The sequence below is a fragment of the Mycobacterium sp. 852002-51613_SCH5001154 genome, assembly GCF_001667425.1.
Lineage (GTDB): Bacteria > Actinomycetota > Actinomycetes > Mycobacteriales > Mycobacteriaceae > Mycobacterium.
The window spans coordinates 38,842-58,704 of record NZ_LZII01000025.1 but is presented as its reverse complement, the minus strand read 5'-3'; the positions used below and the strand labels follow the sequence as shown (position 1 = coordinate 58,704).

Sequence of the window (19,863 nt, the reverse complement as noted above, 5' to 3'; positions counted from 1 at the left end):
GGTCCGCAAGCGACGTTACCCCCACCCCGGCCCTGCTGGCATGTGGGCGGGCTTTTTGAGCCAGGGCGGTAGCCGGTGGGATCCGCCGGGTGCGAGGATGCAGACGTGCATGAGGAAGGGAGAGCGGACGGGTCGATGCCCGATCCGTCCCGCGGCGGCCAAGCTCTGAACTCGGTCGAGGCGGCCGCCCGCTATCTCAACGTCGGCACCTTCCGGTTCTGGTTCATCGGCGAGCGCTGGGAATGGTCCGACGAGGTGGCCAGGATGCACGGCTACGAACCGGGCACCGTCAAGCCCACGACGAAGCTGTTGTTGTCCCACAAGCACCCCGACGACCGTCGGCACGTCCAGGAGGTGCTCGACTACGCCCTGCAGTCGGCGGAGTCCTTCTCCAGTCGGCACCGGTTCCTCGACACGTCCGGCAACGTGCACGACGCGATCGTCGTGGCCGACCGTATGCACGACGAGTCGGGCGCCGTGGTGGGCACAGCGGGCTATTACATCGACCTCGCCAACACCTTCGACGAGACCCGGCAAGAGGTGCTCGACGAAGCCCTGCCGGACCTCTTCGAAAACCGCGCGGCGATCGAGCAGGCCAAGGGCGTGCTGATGTTCGTCTACCGGGTCAGCGCCGAGCAGGCCTTTCGCGTGCTGCAGTGGCGGTCGCAAGAGACCAACGTGAAGCTGCGCGCGCTGGCCCGGCAACTGCTGGCCGACGTGACTGCCCTCGAGTGCTCGACGGCCACCCTGCAGAGTCAGTTCGATCATCTGCTGCTGACGGTGCATGAACGGATATCCGCCGAGTCCGCCGGGTAACCAGAGGAATACGCGAACGCGGCAGCCCGCAAACAGTTAGTGTTCCTAGACACTCCGAACGGCGCGTGCGGCGCATTCGGACGACTGGGAAAGGCACTGGAGTTGTTGGCGGTGGAACATGAGTCTCTCGAGGATGCGGTCGTCGTGCGCGTTACGGGCGCCGTCGACTCCAGTACCGTCGATGAGGTAACCGCCCACCTGACCGCCGCGCTCAAGCTGGCCGAGACCCACCCGGCCCGGTTGCTCGTAGTGGACCTGCAAGCCGTCGACTTCTTCGGGAGCGCGGCGTTGAACGCCGTGCTCGAATGCCACGACGAAGGCAAGGAAGCCGGGACGGCCGTCCGCCTGGTCGCGAACAACGACCAGGTGCTTCGTCCGATCGAGGTGACCGAACTGGATCGGATCTTCGACATCTACCCGACGCTGCCCGAGGCTCTGCAACACAAGCGACGGCAATGAACCCGGCGCTGCCGGCCGACTTGGCGGCTGCAGCCGAACTTGGCGGTGAGATGGGCCGCCGCTTTGCCGAATTCGACTGGGACAACCATCCTTTGAGGTCGCCGCGGGACTGGTCGGCCGAGGTGCGGGCGGCCGTGGCGATCGCTCTGACCTCGCGGTTCCCCATCGTGCTCTGGCTGGGGCGGGGAAATCTGTTCTTGATGTACAACGACGGCTACGCGCAGATCCTGGGGGACAAGCACCCGGCGGCCCTCGGTTGCCCCGCGGAGCAGGTGTGGTGGGAGATCTGGGAGCAGATCTCCCCGATGCTCTTCAGCGTGATGGATACGGGCGTCGCGACCTGGTCCGACGACCTCATGTTGCCGCTCATCACCGGCGGTCAGTCCCAGGAGCGGTATTTCACCTTCACCTATAGCCCCATCATCGGCGGCGACGGTGCGGTCACCGCCGTTTTCTGCCCGGTGATCGAAACGACCGACCGGGTGTTGAGTGAGCGTCGGCTCCACCTGCTCAACGCGGTGGCGACCGCAGTGATGGACGCGCACGCCATCGACGACGCGGTGAGCAGCACCGTCGCGGTATGCGGTGCGCAGCCGCTGGACTTGCCGTTCATTGCCGTCTACGTCGCCGACCACGAGGCGGCGCGCGACAGCACGCTGCGTGGGGCGACCCCGTCGATTCGGCCGCTGCTGCCCCGCTCGCTGTCCGAGCTCACGGGTTGGGACACGACGCCACGCGCCCGTGCCGCCCGCGTCATCGACCGGCTCGAGGACGTAATCCCGGGCATCACAGAGTGTTTCGGTGAGAACTGTCCCCAGCAGGCCCTGGTGTTGCCGCTGGGAGAAACCTCGCCCGCCGGGGCGGTGGTGATCGGCGCCAGTCCGCGGCGTCCCCTCGATTCGATGTACCGCGGGTTCTGTCAGCTGCTGGCCGACCAGCTCTCCGCGGCGTTCGCCTCCGCCGTCTCCTACGAACAGCAGCGGCAGCGGGCCGACGCGCTGGCCGAACTGGACCGGGCCAAGACGGCCTTCCTGACCAACGTCAGCCACGAGTTCCGCACTCCGCTGACGCTGCTCCTCGGTCCGCTCGACGATGCGCTGTCCCAAGCGGCGCCGGGAAGCGTGCTGGCGGATCGGCTGAGCACGGCGGGCCGCAACGCGCGGCGCCTGCGGCGCCTGGTCGACTCCCTGCTCGACTTCTCCCGCATCGAGGCCGGCCGCGCGAACGCGAAGTTGGCGTGTACCGATGTCGGCGCGCTGACCGCCCACATAGCTTCGTCTTTTACCGAGCTGTGCCATCGGGCGGGCCTCGATCTCGCGGTGGACTGCTCCCCGGTGCTGGCCGACGTCGACCCGGGCATGTGGGAGACGATCGTCCTCAACCTGCTGTCAAACGCGGTCAAATACACTCTGCGGGGCTCGATTTCGGTCGAGGTGCGCGCCGAATCGGCACACTGCGTCGTCACCATGCGCGACACCGGGGTGGGAATCGCCGCCGACGACCTGGATCGCCTGTTCGACCGCTTCTACCGCGCCGACAACCTCCGGGGCCGCAGCGTCGAGGGCACTGGGATCGGGCTCTCGCTGGTGCGCGGCCTCGTCGAGCTGCACAACGGAACAGTGCAAATCGACAGCGAATTGGACTGCGGCACAACGGTGACCATCCGGCTGCCGCAATCTGCCGGCACGGCGGCCGAACATCCCCCTGCCGGCCCGCTGGACGAGACCAACCCGTACGTGGCCGAGGCCCGGCAATGGCTGGCCCCCATCTCGGAACGCACCGGGTCGGTGGCAGCAGCCGAGAGGTCGCGCCAGTTGGTGTTGATCGCCGACGACAACGCCGACATGCGGCACCATCTCGACCGCGTGCTGTCGCCCCTTTGGGAGACGGTCCTTGCCGCAGACGGCGAGTCGGCACTGGCGGCGACCCGGAACCTGCGCCCGGACGCCGTCGTCACCGATGTGTTGATGCCCGGGATCGACGGCTTCGGACTGGTGGCGGCCATCCGGGCAGACCCGGAATTGGCGGCCACACCGGTCCTCATGCTGTCCGCCCGGGCCGGCGCGGAGGCGATAGGCGAGGGGTATGCGGGTGGGGCCGACGACTACCTGCCCAAGCCGTTCCGATCCCAGGAGCTGATCGACCGGGTGAAGTCGCGGCTGTCCGCGGTGGCCCGTGAGCGTGACCGCCAGCGCCGGGCGGCGGCCTCCGATCTGGTCCAACTCGACTCCGCTCTGCAGGCCACCGACTCGGTCGCCGGAATCATGGATGCCTTGCTGGAGTCGCCATTCGGCTCGGCCGACGCCGCCACCGTCACGATCGGCGTCCTCGACGGCGAACGCCACATCCGGTTCGAATACGCCGGCGACCTCCCCGCCGAATTGCGCGACCGCTACCACGTGACCGGGCTCGACTCCCCGGTGGTCGGGGCTGACGTCGTGCGCACCGGCGAGCCGATGGTCGTCACGGACACGTTCGACCTGCCCCCGCGGTACCAGCACGCGGTGCAGGACACCGCCGACAGCGTCCGGGCCTGCGTCGCCCATCCGCTGCGGGATCACACGGGCCGCGTCATCGGCGTGCTGGGCCTGCTGTGGTCCGCACCGCGCCAGTTCGACGCCGCCGAACTCGACGCGTTCGGCCGGATGGCCGAGCTGACGTCCTCGGCGTTGGACCGGGTTCGCGTCATGGCGCGCGAACACCGCATCGCCGTCGACTTCCAGGAGCATCTGCTGGATCTGGACCGGGGCTCGACCGCAGCGGTGGTGGCCGCCGTTTACCAGCCCGCCGGTGAGGCGATGCGTGTCGGCGGCGACTGGTACTCGGTCACGCCGCTGGATCGCGGCGGCCGGGTCGGGATATCGGTGGGCGACGTCGTCGGACACGGGTTGGCCGCCGCGATCGTGATGAGCAGGCTGCGCGCCGCGGTGGCCGCCTCGGCCCTCACCGCGGGCGAACCGGGCGCGGTGCTGGGGGCGCTGGACCGATACGGGGCCAGCGTCGCGGGCGCCCGCTGCGCGACGGTGGCCTACGCGCTCGTCGAGACCGAACCTGACACCGGTTGCGCCACCGTCCGGTACAGCTGCGCCGGCCATCCCTATCCGCTGCTGGTCTTTCCCGACCATCGCGCGCTGTTCCTGACGGCCGGGCGGCGTCTGCCGGTGGCCATCAAGGAACACGATGCAAAAAGTTATCCCTCCGATGCCACCGCGACGGTGAATCTGCCACCGGGAAGCCTGATCCTGCTCTACACCGACGGGCTCATCGAGCGCGCCGGCGAGACTCTCGACGACGGGCTCGATCGCCTGAAGGCCGCGGCCGCGGAATGCGCCGACCTTCCGGTCGAGACGGTCTGTGCCGAGCTGCTGTCCCGGATGGCCCCGCCCGCCGGCTACCGCGACGACGTCGTCGTGCTCGCGTTGCGGCCCAGCCACGATTGCCCGCGCAGCTTCGCCACCGTGGTGACGGCCACGCCGGGGCAGATTCCCGTGGCGCGCGAGCGGTTACACCAATGGCTGGCGGGCATCAACGTCGACCCGAAGCGCGAAATGGACATCCTGCTGGCGACCGGCGAGGCCGTGACCAACGCGATCGAGCACGGCAGCGACGGCGAGCCGCGCCGAACGGTGTCGGTGGAGGCCTTCCTGCGCCGGCAGACGGTCGCGGTCACGGTCAGCGACACCGGGCGGTGGGTGGGCGATTCCTCGGCCAGCCTGCGCAGCCGGCGGCGCGGCCGGGGTCTGACACTGATCGGCGGGCTGGCCGATCACGTCGACACGCTTCGCACCGCGGCGGGCACCCGGGTCACGCTGCGGTTCGACCGTGTGGCCGGGACCGCTTGACCCTCTGTCAGGCCTCTTCCATCGCCTCGCCGAGCTCTTCGAGGAGCTTGTTGTGGTGGTTGCTGGCCAGGAGGTGTCCGGCGGCGATGACCACGGCCACCGGCCAGTCGATGAGTTCGAGCGCGGCCAGGGCGGCCAGGCCCCCGAAGTAGGCCAGCTGCTCCGGCCGGGGAATCTCCATTTGACCGAGCACCGGAAGGTTGACGTGGAACGTTTCGCCTTCGCGGATCTTTTGCACCGCATCGCGCTGCGATGTCCCCCTGCGTGTCTTCTTTTCCGCCATCATTTGCCTTTCGGTAACGAAGGGTTTGCCGACTCGCCGGGTGGCGGGACCACCGTCGGACTTATGTCGACGATGACCGACACCGGGGGCGATCCGCTAGTTTCCTCTATTGCTCTGGTGCTGAAGGTGCCGTTACTGGAACTCTATGCGCTGCTATGGCGGGCCGGGGTCGTCGAGGTTCGCGCACCTCAGCGGATGCATCATCCGATTTGTCCGGACCCGTCAGCGCACGATTCGCAACGCCGATCACGACGGTCGCCGCGACAGCGGATCCCAGCCCCTGCGCCCAGCCGACTGGACCCAGCGGTGTGCAGCCGAGCAACTGGCTGACCACCGGGATGCTGATCAGCGTCCCCATCGCCGCGAGCGAACCCGCCGCGGTGAACACCACCAGCGGGGCATGTGAATCCAGCAGCGTCTGACCCAGCTCGGCGCCCACCAGGGCGACCAGCGCGACCGTGGATGCGCGCTGCGGGCGCCCGGTGACGCTTCCCATCGCCCACGCCGCCGTCGTCGCGGCCGCCGTGGTGACGCCGCGGATGGCGACGGCGCGCCACAGGGCGGGCTGATCGGGGCCCCGGATGCCCGGGTCGACCGGGCCGCTGGGCTTGCTTACCGCGAGGGCCGCCGCGGGCAGCGCGTCGGTCATCATGTTCACCAGCAGTAGCTGCCTCGTATTCAGCGGTGAGGTCCCGGTGATCGCGCTGCCGATGACGGCGAACAACACCTCGCCGGCGTTGCCGCCGAGCAGGACGGACACGGCCGCCTGCACCCGCTGCCAGAGTTGGCGGCCCTCTTCGATGGCGTGCCGCAGGCCCTCGATGCGGGCGTCGACCAGCACCACGTCGGCCGCCATGTGCGCCGGGTCGCTGCCGCCGGCGACGACGCCGATCCCGACGGTGGCGGCCCGGATGGCGGCGGCGTCGTTGGCCCCGTCGCCGACCATCGCGGTGCGCACGCCCGCGCTTTCGAGCATCTGAACGACCTGGACCTTGTTCTCCGGGGTCATCCGGGCGAAGATCACCCGCTCGGTCACGACGCGTTCCTGATCCTTACGCGACATCGCATCCCATTCGGCGCCGCTGATCACCTGGTCGGCGGTCACGCTCAGCCCCAGCTCCTCGGCGATGGCTTTGGCGGTGATCGGATGGTCCCCGGTGATCAGCTTGACGCCCACCGAAAGCCGGCGCAGGTCCGCGAGCAGGCCGGCAGCTTCGGCGCGTGGGGTGTCGGACAAACCCAGGAACCCGGTCAGGGTCAGCCCGTCTCGGGCGAAATCGGCGATGTCGTCGGGCTCCCGCTGGATCGCCGCCGCCTGGGCGGGGCTCAGTTGCCGCCGCGCCACGGCTATCACCCGCAGGCCGTTGCCGGCCATCTCCGCGACCGTCTCCTCCAGGGTGGGGCTCACCTGCCCGCAGGCCGCGAGCACCACTTCGGGCGCACCCTTGACGGCCAGCTCGGTGTCGGTAACGGACGCGGAGAACGACCGGCCGGAGCGGAACGGCAGGTGCGCGACGGGTGCGTTCGAGTTGTGTCCGTTGACGGCCCCCAATGCGGCTGAGGCGGCCTCGACGATGGCGACGTCGGTGGCGTGTGCGTGCGGTCCGCCGTTGGACGCCGGCGCGGCGTGCGCGGCGCAGCGCAGCACCTCTTCGCGCGATGTTCCCGGCGCCGCAACGACCTCGGCCACCCGCAGCCGGTTCTGGCTGAGCGTTCCGGTCTTGTCGAAGCAGACGACGTCGATGCGGCCGAGCGCCTCCACCGAACGCGGAACGCGCACCAACGCGCCGAACTTCGTCAGCCGGCGCGCCGACGCCGCTTGCGCCAGCGTCGCCACCAACGGCATTCCCTCGGGAACCGCCGCGACGGCGATGGCGATGCCGCTGGCAACCGCCTGGCGCAGGACCGAGCCCCGCAACAGCCCCAGCACGCTGACCAGTGCGCCGCCGGTCATGCTGACCGGGAAGGCCTGGTTGGTGAGCTGGCTGAGCTGGTGCTGCAGACCGATGTCCGACGACAGGTCGCCGGACACCAGCTCGGCGGCGCGGCGTTCCTGCGTGTCTGCCCCGACCGCGGTCACCACCGCCACCGCGGTGCCCGCCACCACGGTCGTCCCGGCGTACAGCATGCAGCGCCGCTCGGCCAGCGCGGCGCCGGGCGTCGGCTCGACCTGCTTCTCCACCGACAGCGATTCACCGGTTAGCGTCGACTCGTCGACCTCGACGTCGACCTCCTCGATGATCCGGGCGTCGGCGGGCACCACCTCGTGGGTACGCACCTCGAAGACGTCGCCCGGCTGCAGCTGCGCCGCGATGACGTCGGCGTACACCCGGTCCCCGGCGCCGTTGGACATCACCTTGCGGGCCGGTGGGATTTGTTGTGCCAGTAAGTGATTGAGCCGGTTTTCGGCGCGCAGCCGCTGGCTGGCCGCGAGCATGGAGTTCCCGGCCAGCACCGAGAAGACCAAGACGGCGTCGACCGGCGAACCGAGTACGGCGCTGGCCGCCGAGCCGAGCGCCAGCACGGGGGTCAGCGGGTCGGTCAGCTCGGCGCGAACGGCGGCCACGAACTGCAGGAAGGCACGCGCGCGCGTTTGCGGTCGCGGGGCGCCGAGGGCGGCCAGCGCGAGTTGCCTTGGATCGCCGGCCGGCCCCGAGTCGGGCGGCGGCAACGCCCGGCGGACGTGCTCGACCGCCATCGCGTGCCATTCCTGCACGGGGGCCGGGCGCGGGGTGTCCGCCTTGAGGATGCCGCGCGCCAACAGATATCCCGACATCAGGCCGGCCGCCGCGCCGCTGGTCACCGGCCCGCGCCCGATGCCGCGGACACCGGGGATCATCAGCAACGAGCCCATTGCCGTTGCGCCGGCTGAGATCCCGACGCCGCGTTGGGCGGCGGCCCGCGCCGCCGGGAGCGCGTGCAGCACCCGCCAGGCGGCCGCCAGGTCGGGCAGCAGCAGGTCGGCGTACCACGGCGGCGGACCGTCCCCGGGCTCTCCCATCATGCCCAGCGCCACGTCGGCCGACCAAATCGCTTGTGCCCCCGGCGATGACAGCACGGCGACCGTGCGGCCCGCCTGCTGCAGATCCGCCACGGCCGCGGCCAGGGAGTCTTCGATGGAGCCGCGCTGCAGCGGCCTGATCTCGTCGAACGCCGGGCGCAGTTCACCCAGCGAATCGTCCTCGACCGAAACCAATTCGGATCCCGTCCGGTGCGCCTCGGCGACAACGGCCGACGCCAACGGATCGTGCCTGAAGCAGAAAAGGGCCTCCACTTTGGCAGTCGGCTCACTCGCCGAGATTCCGGACACCGGGTGCCAGCCCGGCCGCAACCGATTCTTTTCCAGCATCAGCTGGGCACGCGACCATGCCGCGGACAGCTCGGCTTCCCGGGCGCCGCGGATGAGCGACACCCGCAAGCTCTTGGTGCACAGCACCCGTGGATCGATGACGATGGCGTCCACCCGGTCCAGGCGGCGCAGCGCCTCCGGACGCAACGAGAGGACCGCATGCCGGTCGGCCAGCCCCTGGCCGAGCGCCGCCGCGAAGGCTTCGGGCGTGGTGCGGTTGGCCGCGGGGGTGGTCACCAGAACGGCCAGGGCCGCCTGGTGCAGGTTGCGGGTGGTGGCGCCGACGACTCCGGCGCTGATCGCCTGGACGAGCGCGAATCGGTCGCCGTGGTGATCGGCGGGGCGGCCACGCGGCGGCTTCGACCCCGCCGACGCATCGGTGTGCGGGTGATCAGCGTGACTGGCCAGCTGCGGCTCGTGCTGGACCCAGGCCCGCGCCTCGGCGCGGCATTCGGCCGCTTTCAGCGACTGCATCAGCAGACCCACCGACAGCGACGCGGGAGACAGCGTGAGGGTTTCCGCGGTCGTCACCGCCAGGGCAAGCACGGTGTCGGTCGCGGGCCGGCCGATGCGGTCCTCGAGCAGGCGGCGCAGCCGTGGTTGGTAGTCGACGGCCACCACGGCCGCCAGGACGCCGATCGGCATGCGTGGCCAGCGCAGCGCCCGCCCGGTCAGCGCTATGCCCAACCCCGCCGCGCTGGCGGCCACCGTGGCGGTCCGGGTCGCCAGCACCACACCGTCGGCCGGCAGACTCGTCGGGGGTGCCATCGGCTTCACGACTTTTTTTGGGGCGCAATGCTTCTCGGCGGCGCCGACGATGCGGCACAACTCGCGCAGCGACGTCTCCGCGTCGTTCACGGTGACCACCACACGCGACAGCGGGTAGTTCAGGGCCGCCGAGGCGACCCCGGGATGGGCCAGCACCGCGTCGAGCACGGCGCGGCCAAGCTCGTCGTCTGGAGCGCCGTCCAGCCCACGCACCTCGATCCAGGCGCGCTCCTCGCCGCGCCAGCAGCGCCGGCTCAGCGTTGCCGGTATGTCTTGGGGCAGTTCGCCGGAGATCGCCCGGGCGCCCTCGCGCAGCGGAATCGCGGCGATGGTGATGCTTGCCTCGACGAGCGAGGTGGTGGCCTGGAGGCCCGTCGCGACGGCGCGCAACGGGATGGATCGTCGTATCGCGGTCGCAATGCTCAAAGCGTTTGGGGGCAGTCCCGTTAGTTGGTGCTACGCAACTGGGTGCTGCCGGCCCGGCGCCCGGCGGCCTTCTTGGCCGTCGACTTGCCGGCCGCTTTCTGCGGTGCCGCCTTCTGCGGAGCGGCCTTCTGCGGCGCCGGCTCCACCGGTACCGCCTTGAGGCTCGCCTTTGCCGGCTCTTGCTTGCGGCTCAGCCGTTGCAGCAAAAGGGCGCTGCCGCCGACCGCCAGCAGCACCGGCCACTCGACCAGTCCCGCGACGCCCAGCGCGCCGAAGGCCACCGCGGCCGCCGGCGCCGAGTGGCTGCCGCTGCTCATTCCCTTCTTGACGCCCTCGGCGGCTCCGGTGACACCGCCGATGACTCCGTTGACCGCCGCGCCACCCACAGCGCCGGCGGCCGCGGTGGTCGTGGTCGCCGCGCGACTCACCGCCTGGCTCACGCCTCGTACCGCTCCGCCGATGACACTCATGCTGACTCCCTGGCTTTCTGCCTGTGCCGCTAAACCTGCGCCATAGCGAGGTATACCCGCTGAACGGTTCGTTAACGGCAAAAAAACATTGTATCCGCTTCTAACAAAAGCAAAGCCTGCCACCTTGCAAACCCGCAGACAACGAGCAGCCGCATTTAATTTGCCTGACCTTAACCTGGGTGTGGTCGGGGCGAGAATGCGCCAAAACGCCATTTAGGCATGGCTAATGTCGATCTGCACGGGCGCGTGATCGCTGGCGGCCTTCCCCTTGCGCTCCTCGCGGACGATCTGGGCGTCCGTCACACGTCCGGCCAATTCGGGGGAGGCGAGGATGAAATCGATACGCATGCCCTGCCGTTTCGGAAACCGCAGCTGCGTGTAGTCCCAGTAGGTGTATACGCCCGGGCCGGGCGCGAAAGGCCTTACCACGTCGGCGAATTGCGCGTCGACGATGGCGCCGAACGCCCGGCGCTCCGGCTCGGAGACGTGGGTGGCGCCGGCGTAGAACTCGGTGCTCCAGACGTCGTCGTCGGTCGGGGCGATGTTCCAGTCGCCGGCCAGCGCGATCTGCGCGGTGGGGTCGTCGCGCAACCAGCCGGCCGCCGTATCACGCAGCGCGGCAAGCCATTCCAGCTTGTAGGTGTAGTGCGGATCACCCAGCGCGCGCCCGTTCGGCACGTACAGGCTCCAGACCCGGATGCCGCCGCAGGTGGCCGCCAGCGCGCGCGCCTCGGCCGTCGCGGCGACCTCCGGCTTGCTGCTCCAGGTGGGCTGGCCGTCGAAGCCGATCTGCACGTCGTCGAGGCCGACCCGGGAGGCGATCGCCACGCCGTTCCACTGATTGAAGCCGACATGGGCCACCTCGTAGCCGAGTTCGAAAAACGGCAGGGTGGGAAATTGGCCGTCGGAACATTTGGTCTCCTGCATGGCCAGCACGTCGACCTCGGCGCGGGCCAGCCAGTCGACGACGCGGGGCAGGCGGCTGCGAATCGAATTCACGTTCCAGGTGGCCAGCCGTAGGACACCGTCGGGCATGGCTAGACCGTATCCCAGCCGAGTGAGCGGGCCGGAAAGTAGCGGCGGCGATGGTGCGCCCGGAAGCCGAGCGCGTCGGCGAGCGCCATGGAAGCCGTGCCGGGAACCACGAGGTAGCCGCGAGTGGCGCCGCGGGCCGCGGCCCAGGCCAACAGGGCCTCGCAGGCGGCCGCGGTCGCCGGGTCATCGGCGGTCCCCGTGGGCGACAGCCCCACCCACCGGGTGCCGTCCGGTGCGTCGGTCACGGTCGCCCGCGCGAGCGCCAGCTCGCCGCCGGTGGCGGGTTCCACCGGCGTCGAAGCGGAGACGTCGCGGACCAGAACGCGTTCGGTGTGTTGGGCGCTCACCCCCGGCGGCAGCGGCAGCAAGCGATCCGGGATCGCCAGTCGCGCCGTCAGACCGCGGCGCTCATACCAGGCCTCGATCGCCGGGATCGCGCCCGCCGTAGCCGAAACATCAAGTGGGACAGCGTAATTGACGCCCTCACCGGCGCGCAGCAGCCAGCCCTCGAGCCAGGCCCGTTCTCTGCCCGGCGTCGCCGCGGCGGCCGCGTGCTCGAGCGCCCGGATCTGCGAGGTGCGTACCGGCGCGTCGGTGAGCACCCGCAGCGCGACCACGTCGTCGGCGGCCACCTCGACCACCGCGCCCGTCTTGGTCCGAACCCGCACCGACGGTTCGACCGCCAGCAGGTGTCCCACCGCATCGGTCAGCGGCGGGACCGAGCCTTTCGCGCGCCGGTAGCGAAGCGTCACCCGCGTGCCCAGCTCCGGCCACGAGAACATCAGTGGCCGAAGGGGTCCGGCCCTTCGCCGGGCAGCCATGAGAGGCCCGGCACGCCCCAGCCGTGGGACTTGACGGCGCGCTTGGCGCTGCGGGCGTGGCGACCGATCAGGCGGTCGAGGTACAGAAAGCCGTCCAGGTGGCCGGTCTCGTGCTGCAGCATCCGTGCGAACAGACCGGTACCCTCGATTTCGACGGGCTTGCCGTCGGCATCGAGGCCGGTGACCCGGGCCCAGGTGGCCCGGCCGGTGGGGAACGACTCGCCAGGGACCGACAGGCAGCCCTCGTCATCGGTGTCCGGATCCGGCATGGTCTCCGGTACCTCGGAGGTTTCCAGCACCGGGTTGACGACCACGCCGCGGCGGCGGTCGGTCCGGCCGCGGTCGTCGGCGCAGTCGTAGACGAAGATCCGCAACGCGACGCCGATCTGGTTGGCCGCCAGGCCGACTCCGTGCGCGGCGTCCATGGTTTCGTACATATCGGCGATCAGCTTCGGCAGGTCCGCCGGCAGCGACCCGTCGGCGCCGACGCGCACCGGCTGCGTCGGGGTGTGCAAGACCGGATCCCCGACGATCCGGATCGGTACTACTGCCATGGTCGGCTAAGCTACCGCACGCCCGTGCACGCCGAAGCCGGCCATGTTCGCCCGGGCAATCTGAGGCAATCGGCCGACTCGCGGGTCTGGATGACGGCTTGAGGGTTTGCGCCGTGGTTCAATATTCGCCGAAACACGCCCTCAGGTAAGTCAAGTCATCTACAGCAGCCGAGAATCGCCGGAAGGGTCCAGGGGAAGCTATATGGACAGCGCCATGGCGCGGGCAAATCGATCGGGGGACGATGCCGAGATCGCAGATGGCCTCACCCGCCGCGAGCACGACATCCTCGCCTTCGAACGTCAGTGGTGGAAATTCGCGGGCGTAAAAGAAGAAGCAATCAAAGAGCTGTTCTCGATGTCGGCGACGCGCTACTACCAGGTGCTCAACGCGCTCGTGGACCGGCCGGAGGCGCTGGCCGCCGACCCGATGCTGGTGAAGCGGTTGCGGCGGCTGCGTGCCAGCCGCCAGAAGGCGCGAGCTGCGCGGCGCCTCGGCTTCGAGGTGACCTGACTCGCTACAGTGGGCTCGATGAAAGAGCGAGTCCCCGACTCCACGGGGCTTCCCCTACGCGCCATGGTGATGGTGCTGTTGTTCCTGGGGGTCATTTTCCTGCTGCTCGGCTGGCAGGCGCTGGGGTCGTCCGGCAGCTCCGACGAGGACTCGTCGGCCGCCGTCTCCACGTCGACCACCACCAGCTCGGCCACGCCGACGAGCACTAAGCCCGCGGGCAACCGGTCCGACGTGCAGGTGTACAACATCTCGGCCAAGGAGGGCGTCGGCGCCCACACCAAGGATCAGCTCACGACCGCTGGCTTCAACGTCACCAAGGTCGACAACCTGACCGTGCCCGAGGTGTCGGCCACCACGGTGTATTTCACCGACGCCGACGACGAGCACGCGACCGCCGACGCGGTCGGCAAGGCCTTGGGCGCGCCGGTCGAACCCCGCATTCCCGCGCTGGCCGGCCAACCACCCGGGGTCATCGTGCTCGTTGCGGGCTGACGACCGCCGAAGCGGTTAGGCTTCCGCTATGCCTCAGCTCGCTGGTCACCGCACTGCCGCCGTCACCATGTCCGCGCTTTCCGCAGCCACTTCCGTCGCCCTGCTGGGGGCGTGTTCGTCGCCCCAACACGCCTCGTCCTCGCTGGGCACCACGCCGGCGGTTTGGACCGGATCGCCGGCGCCGTCGGGAACCGGGACCCCTGAGGGCGGGCCCGTCGCCGCGCCGTCGGGGCCGAGCATCGTCACCCACCTGAAGGCGCCCGACGGCACCCAGGTCGCGACCGCGACCTTCCAGTTCAACAACGGCTACGCCACGGTCACCATCGAGACGACGGCCAACGGGGTGCTGACGCCCGGCTTCCACGGGGTGCACATCCACAAGGCCGGCAAGTGCGAGCCCAACTCCGTCGCTCCGACCGGTGGCGCGCCGGGTGATTTCCTGTCCGCCGGCGGGCACTTCCAAGTGCCCGGGCACGCCGCCGAGCCCGCCAGCGGTGACCTGACCTCGCTCCAGGTGCGTAAGGACGGGTCCGCGATGATGATGACCACGACGGACGCCTTCGCCATGGACGACCTGGTCACCGGCGAGAAGACCGCGATCATCATTCATGCGGGCGCCGACAACTTCGCCAACATCCCGCCGGAGCGCTACAGCCAGACCAACGGAACACCGGGGCCCGACCAGATGACGATGACCACCGGTGACGCCGGCAAGCGGGTCGCGTGCGGTGTAATCGGTGCCGGCTAACAGGGCCCACGCGCGCATCGATTTCGCCCGTTCACCGAGGCCGACCCTCGGCGTGGAGTGGGAGTTCGCGCTCGTCGACGCGCAGACCCGTGACCTGAGCAACGAAGCCACGGCGGTCATCGCCGAGATCGGCGAAAACCCGCGCGTACACAAGGAGTTGCTGCGTAACACGGTCGAAGTCGTCAGCGGTGTCTGCCGTTCCACGTCGGAGGCGATGGAGGATCTGCGGGAGACCCTGGGCCCCGCGCACCGGATCGTCCGCGACCGGGGGATGGAGCTGTTCTGTGCCGGCGCACACCCGTTCGCGCAGTGGTCGACCCAGAAGCTGACCGACGCACCCCGGTACGCCGAACTGATCAAGCGCACCCAGTGGTGGGGCCGCCAGATGTTGATCTGGGGCGTGCACGTGCACGTCGGAATTTCCTCGGCGCACAAGGTGATGCCGATCATGACGTCGTTGCTGAAGTACTACCCGCATCTGCTGGCGCTCTCGGCATCCTCGCCGTGGTGGACCGGCGTGGACACCGGGTACGCCAGCAACCGCGCGATGATGTTCCAGCAGTTGCCGACCGCCGGCCTGCCGTTCCAATTCCAGACCTGGGCGGAGTTTGAAGGCTTCGTCTACGACCAGAAGAAGACCGGCATCATCGATCATGTCGACGAAGTCCGTTGGGACATCAGGCCTTCGCCGCACCTGGGCACCATCGAGGTGCGGGTGTGTGACGGCGTGTCCAACCTGCGGGAGCTGAGCGCGCTGGTGGCGTTGACGCACTGCCTGGTCGTCGACCTGGACCGCCGGTTGGAAGCCGACGAGACGCTGCCGACCATGCCGCCGTGGCACAACCAGGAGAACAAGTGGCGCGCCGCGCGCTACGGGCTGGACGCGATCATCATCCAGGACGCCGACAGCAACGAGCGCCTGGTCACCGAGGATCTCGACGAGGTACTGAATCGCCTTGAGCCCGTGGCCAAATCGTTGAACTGTGCCGATGAGCTGGCCGCGGTGGCCGAGATCCCCAGGCTGGGCGCCTCGTACCAGCGGCAGCGCCGGGTGGCCGAGGAACACGACGGCGACCTGCGGGCCGTCGTCGACGCGCTGGTGGGCGAGCTGGAGATCTGATGGAGCTGGCGATGTTCCCGCTGGAGTCGGCCCTGCTGCCCGACCAGGATCTGCCGCTGCGGATCTTCGAGCCGCGCTACGGCGCGCTGGTCCGGCACTGCCTCGACACCGGCGACCCGTTCGGCGTGGTGCTGATCTCCCGGGGCCGCGAGGTCGGCGGCGGTGACGCGCGCTGTGATGTCGGCGTGCTGTCCCGGATCACCGAATGCGCCGAACGCGGCGCGGGCCGTTACTCGATGCACTGCCGGACCGGTGAACGGATCCGGGTGTGCGAATGGCTGCCCGACGATCCCTACCCGCGCGCGACGGTGACGCTGTGGCCGGACGAGCCGGGGGACCCGGTCACCCCGGCCCAGCTGCTCGACGTCGAGGACCGGGCGATGGCGCTGTTCGAGCGGATCGCCGACGCGCGCGGCGTGGCGCTCCCGGACCGCGCGGACCTGTTGGGCCCCGACACGGCCGACGATCCCGGACAACGCCTGTACGCGTTGGCGTCGCGCATCCCCATCGGCACGGCCGACCGGTACACGGTGCTGTCGGCGCCGTCGGCAGCTGAGCGCCTGACCGCGCTCCGCGAGGCCGTGGACGCGGTCGCCGAGGTGGTGGAGTTTCAGCTCTCCGAATAGTTCGACAGAGGAATACATGAAGGTACAGCTGCAGGTCAACGGCTCACCGGTGGATGCGGCGGCCAGCGCGGCCGACATCGCCGCGACGGGAGCCGACGGGCTGTTCACCTTCGAGGGCCAGCACGACGTCTTCTTCCCGCTGATCATCGCCGCCGGGGCGACCGACCTGGACCTGATGACGAACGTGGCGATCGCCCCGCCGCGCAGCCCGCTGCACCTGGCGCACGCGGCCTACGACCTGCAGCTCTACAGCGGCGGCCGGTTCCGGCTCGGCCTGGGCTCACAGGTGAAGGCCCACATCGAAAAGCGTTACGGCAGTAAGTGGGAGCGCCCCGCGGCGCGGATGGCCGAAACCATTTCGGCGATCAAGGCGATCTTCGCGGCCTGGGAAGGCCAGCGCCGCCTGGACTTTCGTGGCGAGTTCTTCACCCACACCATCATGGCGCCCAACTTCAACCCGGGGCCCAACCCGTTCGGACCGCCGCCGGTGCTGCTGGGCGCGCTGGGACCGGTGATGACGCGCACCGCCGCCGAGGTGGCCGACGGGCTGCTGGTGATGCCGTTCAACAGCGCCCGCCACTTTGCCGAACGCACCGTCCCCGCGGTCGCCGACGGGCTGCGCCGCGCGGGCCGATCCTCCGACGGATTCCAGATCATCGCCCAGGCCATGGTCGCCGTCGGCCGCGACGAAGCCGACCTGGCCGCCGCGGTAGACGGTGTGGCAGCGCTCATTTCGTTCTACGGCTCCACCCCGGCCTACCTGCCCGTGCTCGAGGCCGAGGGGTGGGCCGACGTCCAGCCCGAGCTCAACGCGCTGTCCAAGCAGGGCCGCTTCGCAGACATGCGCCGGCTGGTCGGCGACGAGATGGTGGCCCGGATCGGCGTCGTCGGCACCCCCGAGCAATGCGCCGAGCAGATCGCCGCCCGGTTCTCCGAGCACGCCGCCGAGGTGTGTTGCTACTTCCCGGGCTACACGCCGCGCGCCGCGGACATCGCCGACCTGATCGGCGCCCTGCACCGCGCCCCGGCCCTGCGATGAGCCCCGATCTGACGGTCGACGTCGACGCCGGCGTGGCGGTGCTCACGCTCAATCGGCCCGAGCAGCTCAACGCCTACACCGCCGAGATGGGCGCGCTGCTAAGCAGCGCGTACGCCGAGTGCGACGGCGACGACGACGTCCGGGCCATCGTCGTGACGGGGGCGGGCCGCGCGTTCTGCGCCGGGGCCGACTTCTCCGGCGACACAAGCCCGTTCGACGCGCCGGCCGCGGAGTTCTCCGCGTCACCGATCACCCCGGCCGCGTTCGAGTTGCGCAAGCCGGTGATCGCCGCCCTCAACGGCCATGCGATCGGCATCGGCCTGACCATCGCCTTGCAGGCCGACCTGCGCGTCGTCGCCGAGGACGCCAAATACGGTGTGGTGCAGGTCCGCCGGGGAGTGATCCCCGACTGCATGTCGCACTGGACGCTGGCGCGGCTGACCACCCTGGGGGCGGCCGCGGACATCCTGCTCACGGGGCGAACCTTCGGCGGGGCCGAGGCCGTGGCGCTCGGCATCGCAAACAGGGCGCTTCCGGCCAGGCAGGTGCTCGACCACGCGGTGAAGCTGGCGCGCGACATCGCCGTCAACGTGGCGCCGATGTCGGCGGCGCTGTGCAAGCGGCTGCTGTGGGACACCGCGATCAACAACTACACCCCGGGACAGGTCGCCGCGCTGGAAACCCAGCTGCACCGACGGGTGATGGGCAGCGCCGACGCGCGCGAAGGGGTGGCCGCCTTCCTCGAGCGCCGGCCGCCGTCGTTCACGTCGCGGCTGTCCCGCGAGTGGACCCCACTCCCGGAGACGTGAGCTTCTCCGAAATCTCCCACCACTGGTCCGCGCGCCGCTCGTCGCGAGCGTAGGGCGCCGCGGCCTCGCTGACCCGGCAGTCTTCGAGATACAGCCCCCCGCGGCCGGCGAGCTCCGGGCTGACGGCCGCCCATACCTGGGTAGCCGCGCCGCGATCGGGCGTGGTGACGTCGAGCCGCTCGCCCGTCGGTTTGCGCAGCCGCGAGAAGTCCGCCCGGGACATGTGCCGCGCGAGCGAGGTGGCCACGGTGCCGGGATGGACGGCGTAGGCGCGGATTCCCGCGTCGCGCAGGCGGCGGTCGGCTGCCACGGCGTGCAGGATGTTCGCCGTTTTCGACGCGCCGTAGGCGACGAACTTGTCGTACTCGCGGCGCTCCCAGTTGGGATCGTCGAAGTCGACGTCACCCATGATGTGGCCGGCAGACGACAGGTTCACGATCCGGGCCTCACCATTAGCCCGGCCGGCGGCCGCGAGCTGCGGCACGAGGCGCCGGGTCAGTTCGAAGTGCCCGAAATGGTTGGTGCCGATCTGCATCTCGAATCCATCGCGCGTCCTGCCGAACGGTGTGAGCATCACTCCGGCGTTGTTCATCAGAACGTCGATGGCCGGGGCGATGTCGCCGATCGCGGCCGCCGCCGCCGTGACGCCCGCCAGCGTGGTGAGGTCGAGCTCGACGGCAGCGGTCCGCGCGCCGGGCACCTCGGCCCCGATCCACCGCGCCGCCTCTGCCAGCGCCGCCGGATTGCGGGCGGCCAGGACGACGTGCGCGCCCGCGGCGGCCAGCGCGCGGGCCGCCTCGCGCCCCAACCCGGACGAGGCGCCGGTGATAACACAGACCTTGCCGGACAGGTCGATTCCGTCGACGACGTCCAGCGCGGTCGGTGGCTCGGTCACGCCGGTATACGCTGCCACACCGCGGCGCGCTTCATGAGCCGCGGCGCCACGGCCCGGTGCAGCGGGCCGACGAAAGCCCAGACCGTTCGGGCGGCGGTTTTGCGGCAGTACCGCACGCGAGTGGTGAGACTGGCCCGGCCGTCCTGGCGTCGCAGCGTCAGCTCGCCGCGCATGAGCGGTCCCCGCGCGGTCAGCACCAGTTCGTCGCGATCCGAACCCGCGATCGTCCAGCCGATGATGTGCTCGGGCGACGAATACGGCCCGAGGCGGAATCTCAGCACGTGGCGGTGGATCCACGGGACAACGCCACCGCCCGCGCCCCGCCCCACGGCGTCTCGGAACATCTGCTCGGCTGTGCGTGAGTCGCCTTGCGGCAGTGGGACTTCGAAGACGTCCGTGTAGTCGGCCCGCTCGGCGGCCGCCGCGATGCGTTTGAGCGTCCACCGGACGGCGACGCGGTGCCCGCCGGTGCCGATGACGAGCGCCCGGTAGACCTTGCCGTGCAGGCCCGGGAAGGCGGCCCAAGTCGCCGAGCGCACACGGGTCCGGCTGCCGGTCAGCGAGTCCAACTCGAACACCCATCGGTACACCGCGAAGGGGTGCCGGCCCTTCAGCGCGAACCGCGCGGGCGGCCGCGCCTCGTCCAGCGCGAAGCCGATCGGCACGGTCGACGGGTCACCCGGGTCCCGGCACATCACCCGCAACAGCGCCGACCAGGTGTCCGCGCGCTCCGCGTCGATGGTTATGGCATGCTCATCGATATAGGTTAATCGTTCCATATAGAAGGAATGTACTAGATC

18 protein-coding genes and 1 pseudogene are annotated in these 19,863 nt (G+C 70.0%); 11 read left to right on the top strand and 8 right to left on the bottom strand.

Annotation, left to right across the window (positions count from 1 at the left end):
• The first annotated feature begins 135 nt into the window (after nt 1-135).
• From A5750_RS06995 to A5750_RS06985, 3 genes are all read left to right on the top strand, one after another.
• Nucleotides 136-816, top strand: coding sequence for a PAS and ANTAR domain-containing protein (locus A5750_RS06995; RefSeq protein ID WP_066957109.1), 681 nt, complete (start codon nt 136-138; stop codon nt 814-816).
• A 96-nt stretch (nt 817-912) separates the two neighbouring features.
• Nucleotides 913-1,275 (top strand): STAS domain-containing protein, encoded by a 363-nt coding sequence (locus A5750_RS06990; RefSeq protein ID WP_066957129.1) that lies wholly within the window; start codon nt 913-915, stop codon nt 1,273-1,275.
• Nucleotides 1,272-5,117: a SpoIIE family protein phosphatase gene (locus tag A5750_RS06985; protein ID WP_066957106.1), complete on the top strand. Its 3,846-nt coding sequence runs from the start codon at nt 1,272-1,274 to the stop codon at nt 5,115-5,117. Before A5750_RS06990 ends, A5750_RS06985 begins: the two co-directional genes overlap by 4 nt.
• 7 nt (nt 5,118-5,124) lie before the next feature.
• Here A5750_RS06985 and A5750_RS06980 read toward each other — a convergent pair whose 3' ends face one another.
• Nucleotides 5,125-5,400 (bottom strand): hypothetical protein, encoded by a 276-nt coding sequence (locus A5750_RS06980; RefSeq protein WP_156659746.1) that lies wholly within the window; start codon nt 5,398-5,400, stop codon nt 5,125-5,127.
• A gap of 63 nt (nt 5,401-5,463) precedes the next feature.
• On the opposite strand from A5750_RS06980, the pseudogene A5750_RS26515 reads away from it, so the two are divergent.
• A pseudogene (locus A5750_RS26515) lies at nt 5,464-5,541 on the top strand (hypothetical protein); the annotation flags it as partial.
• On the opposite strand, the gene A5750_RS06975 reads toward A5750_RS26515, so the two are convergent.
• The 5 genes from A5750_RS06975 to A5750_RS06955 all read right to left on the bottom strand — a co-directional run bounded on the left by A5750_RS06975 (nt 5,507) and on the right by A5750_RS06955 (nt 12,823).
• Nucleotides 5,507-9,913, bottom strand: coding sequence for a cation-translocating P-type ATPase (locus A5750_RS06975; protein WP_156664290.1), 4,407 nt, complete (start codon nt 9,911-9,913; stop codon nt 5,507-5,509). The pseudogene A5750_RS26515 and the gene A5750_RS06975 overlap by 35 nt on opposite strands.
• Before the next feature lie 50 nt (nt 9,914-9,963).
• Nucleotides 9,964-10,413: a hypothetical protein gene (locus A5750_RS06970; protein ID WP_067261773.1), complete on the bottom strand. Its 450-nt coding sequence runs from the start codon at nt 10,411-10,413 to the stop codon at nt 9,964-9,966.
• A 213-nt stretch (nt 10,414-10,626) separates the two neighbouring features.
• Nucleotides 10,627-11,448, bottom strand: a complete 822-nt coding sequence (locus tag A5750_RS06965; RefSeq protein WP_066952074.1) for an exodeoxyribonuclease III — start codon at nt 11,446-11,448, stop codon at nt 10,627-10,629.
• Between the two features lie 2 nt (nt 11,449-11,450).
• Complete coding sequence (locus A5750_RS06960) at nt 11,451-12,230, bottom strand: GCN5 family acetyltransferase (RefSeq protein WP_067261771.1); 780 nt, start codon at nt 12,228-12,230, stop codon at nt 11,451-11,453.
• Complete coding sequence (locus tag A5750_RS06955; RefSeq protein WP_067261768.1) at nt 12,230-12,823, bottom strand: peptide deformylase; 594 nt, start codon at nt 12,821-12,823, stop codon at nt 12,230-12,232. The genes A5750_RS06960 and A5750_RS06955 overlap by 1 nt, the downstream gene beginning before the upstream one ends.
• 202 nt (nt 12,824-13,025) lie before the next feature.
• Here A5750_RS06955 and A5750_RS06950 point away from each other — a divergent pair, with 202 nt between their 5' ends.
• From A5750_RS06950 to A5750_RS06920, 7 genes are read left to right on the top strand one after another with little or no spacing between them, the layout of a single operon-like run.
• On the top strand, nt 13,026-13,334 hold the full coding sequence (locus A5750_RS06950; protein WP_007167558.1) for a DUF3263 domain-containing protein: 309 nt from the start codon (nt 13,026-13,028) through the stop codon (nt 13,332-13,334).
• Nucleotides 13,335-13,352: 18 nt separating this feature from the next.
• A complete protein-coding gene (locus A5750_RS06945; protein WP_066952079.1) occupies nt 13,353-13,826 on the top strand; it encodes a LytR C-terminal domain-containing protein in 474 nt (157 codons plus the stop codon).
• Nucleotides 13,827-13,854: 28 nt separating this feature from the next.
• Nucleotides 13,855-14,574: a superoxide dismutase family protein gene (locus A5750_RS06940; protein WP_066952081.1), complete on the top strand. Its 720-nt coding sequence runs from the start codon at nt 13,855-13,857 to the stop codon at nt 14,572-14,574.
• Complete coding sequence (locus A5750_RS06935; protein WP_066952083.1) at nt 14,564-15,694, top strand: glutamate--cysteine ligase; 1,131 nt, start codon at nt 14,564-14,566, stop codon at nt 15,692-15,694. The genes A5750_RS06940 and A5750_RS06935 overlap by 11 nt, the downstream gene beginning before the upstream one ends.
• Nucleotides 15,694-16,320, top strand: a complete 627-nt coding sequence (locus tag A5750_RS06930; RefSeq protein ID WP_066952085.1) for an LON peptidase substrate-binding domain-containing protein — start codon at nt 15,694-15,696, stop codon at nt 16,318-16,320. The genes A5750_RS06935 and A5750_RS06930 overlap by 1 nt, the downstream gene beginning before the upstream one ends.
• Before the next feature lie 16 nt (nt 16,321-16,336).
• A complete protein-coding gene (locus tag A5750_RS06925) occupies nt 16,337-17,359 on the top strand; it encodes a TIGR03617 family F420-dependent LLM class oxidoreductase (protein ID WP_066952087.1) in 1,023 nt (340 codons plus the stop codon).
• Nucleotides 17,356-18,168 (top strand): enoyl-CoA hydratase/isomerase family protein, encoded by an 813-nt coding sequence (locus tag A5750_RS06920; RefSeq protein ID WP_066952089.1) that lies wholly within the window; start codon nt 17,356-17,358, stop codon nt 18,166-18,168. Before A5750_RS06925 ends, A5750_RS06920 begins: the two co-directional genes overlap by 4 nt.
• Here the strand turns inward: A5750_RS06920 and A5750_RS06915 are convergent.
• A complete protein-coding gene (locus A5750_RS06915) occupies nt 18,122-19,063 on the bottom strand; it encodes an SDR family NAD(P)-dependent oxidoreductase (RefSeq protein ID WP_067261764.1) in 942 nt (313 codons plus the stop codon). The genes A5750_RS06920 and A5750_RS06915 overlap by 47 nt on opposite strands.
• Complete coding sequence (locus A5750_RS06910; RefSeq protein ID WP_066952093.1) at nt 19,060-19,842, bottom strand: hypothetical protein; 783 nt, start codon at nt 19,840-19,842, stop codon at nt 19,060-19,062. The genes A5750_RS06915 and A5750_RS06910 overlap by 4 nt, the downstream gene beginning before the upstream one ends.
• Between the last annotated feature and the right edge of the window lie 21 nt (nt 19,843-19,863).

What these genes read in the sequence shown, in the direction of transcription:
- A5750_RS06995 (WP_066957109.1), top strand. Translation starts at nt 136, where the DNA reads ATGCCCGATCCGTCCCGCGGCGGCCAAGCTCTGAACTCGGTCGAGGCG.
- A5750_RS06985 (WP_066957106.1), top strand. Translation starts at nt 1,272, where the DNA reads ATGAACCCGGCGCTGCCGGCCGACTTGGCGGCTGCAGCCGAACTTGGC.
- A5750_RS06980 (WP_156659746.1), bottom strand. Translation starts at nt 5,400, where the DNA reads ATGGCGGAAAAGAAGACACGCAGGGGGACATCGCAGCGCGATGCGGTG.
- A5750_RS06970 (WP_067261773.1), bottom strand. Translation starts at nt 10,413, where the DNA reads ATGAGTGTCATCGGCGGAGCGGTACGAGGCGTGAGCCAGGCGGTGAGT.
- A5750_RS06965 (WP_066952074.1), bottom strand. Translation starts at nt 11,448, where the DNA reads ATGCCCGACGGTGTCCTACGGCTGGCCACCTGGAACGTGAATTCGATT.
- A5750_RS06960 (WP_067261771.1), bottom strand. Translation starts at nt 12,230, where the DNA reads ATGTTCTCGTGGCCGGAGCTGGGCACGCGGGTGACGCTTCGCTACCGG.
- A5750_RS06955 (WP_067261768.1), bottom strand. Translation starts at nt 12,823, where the DNA reads ATGGCAGTAGTACCGATCCGGATCGTCGGGGATCCGGTCTTGCACACC.
- A5750_RS06950 (WP_007167558.1), top strand. Translation starts at nt 13,026, where the DNA reads ATGGACAGCGCCATGGCGCGGGCAAATCGATCGGGGGACGATGCCGAG.
- A5750_RS06945 (WP_066952079.1), top strand. Translation starts at nt 13,353, where the DNA reads ATGAAAGAGCGAGTCCCCGACTCCACGGGGCTTCCCCTACGCGCCATG.
- A5750_RS06940 (WP_066952081.1), top strand. Translation starts at nt 13,855, where the DNA reads ATGCCTCAGCTCGCTGGTCACCGCACTGCCGCCGTCACCATGTCCGCG.
- A5750_RS06930 (WP_066952085.1), top strand. Translation starts at nt 15,694, where the DNA reads ATGGAGCTGGCGATGTTCCCGCTGGAGTCGGCCCTGCTGCCCGACCAG.
- A5750_RS06925 (WP_066952087.1), top strand. Translation starts at nt 16,337, where the DNA reads ATGAAGGTACAGCTGCAGGTCAACGGCTCACCGGTGGATGCGGCGGCC.
- A5750_RS06920 (WP_066952089.1), top strand. Translation starts at nt 17,356, where the DNA reads ATGAGCCCCGATCTGACGGTCGACGTCGACGCCGGCGTGGCGGTGCTC.
- A5750_RS06910 (WP_066952093.1), bottom strand. Translation starts at nt 19,842, where the DNA reads ATGGAACGATTAACCTATATCGATGAGCATGCCATAACCATCGACGCG.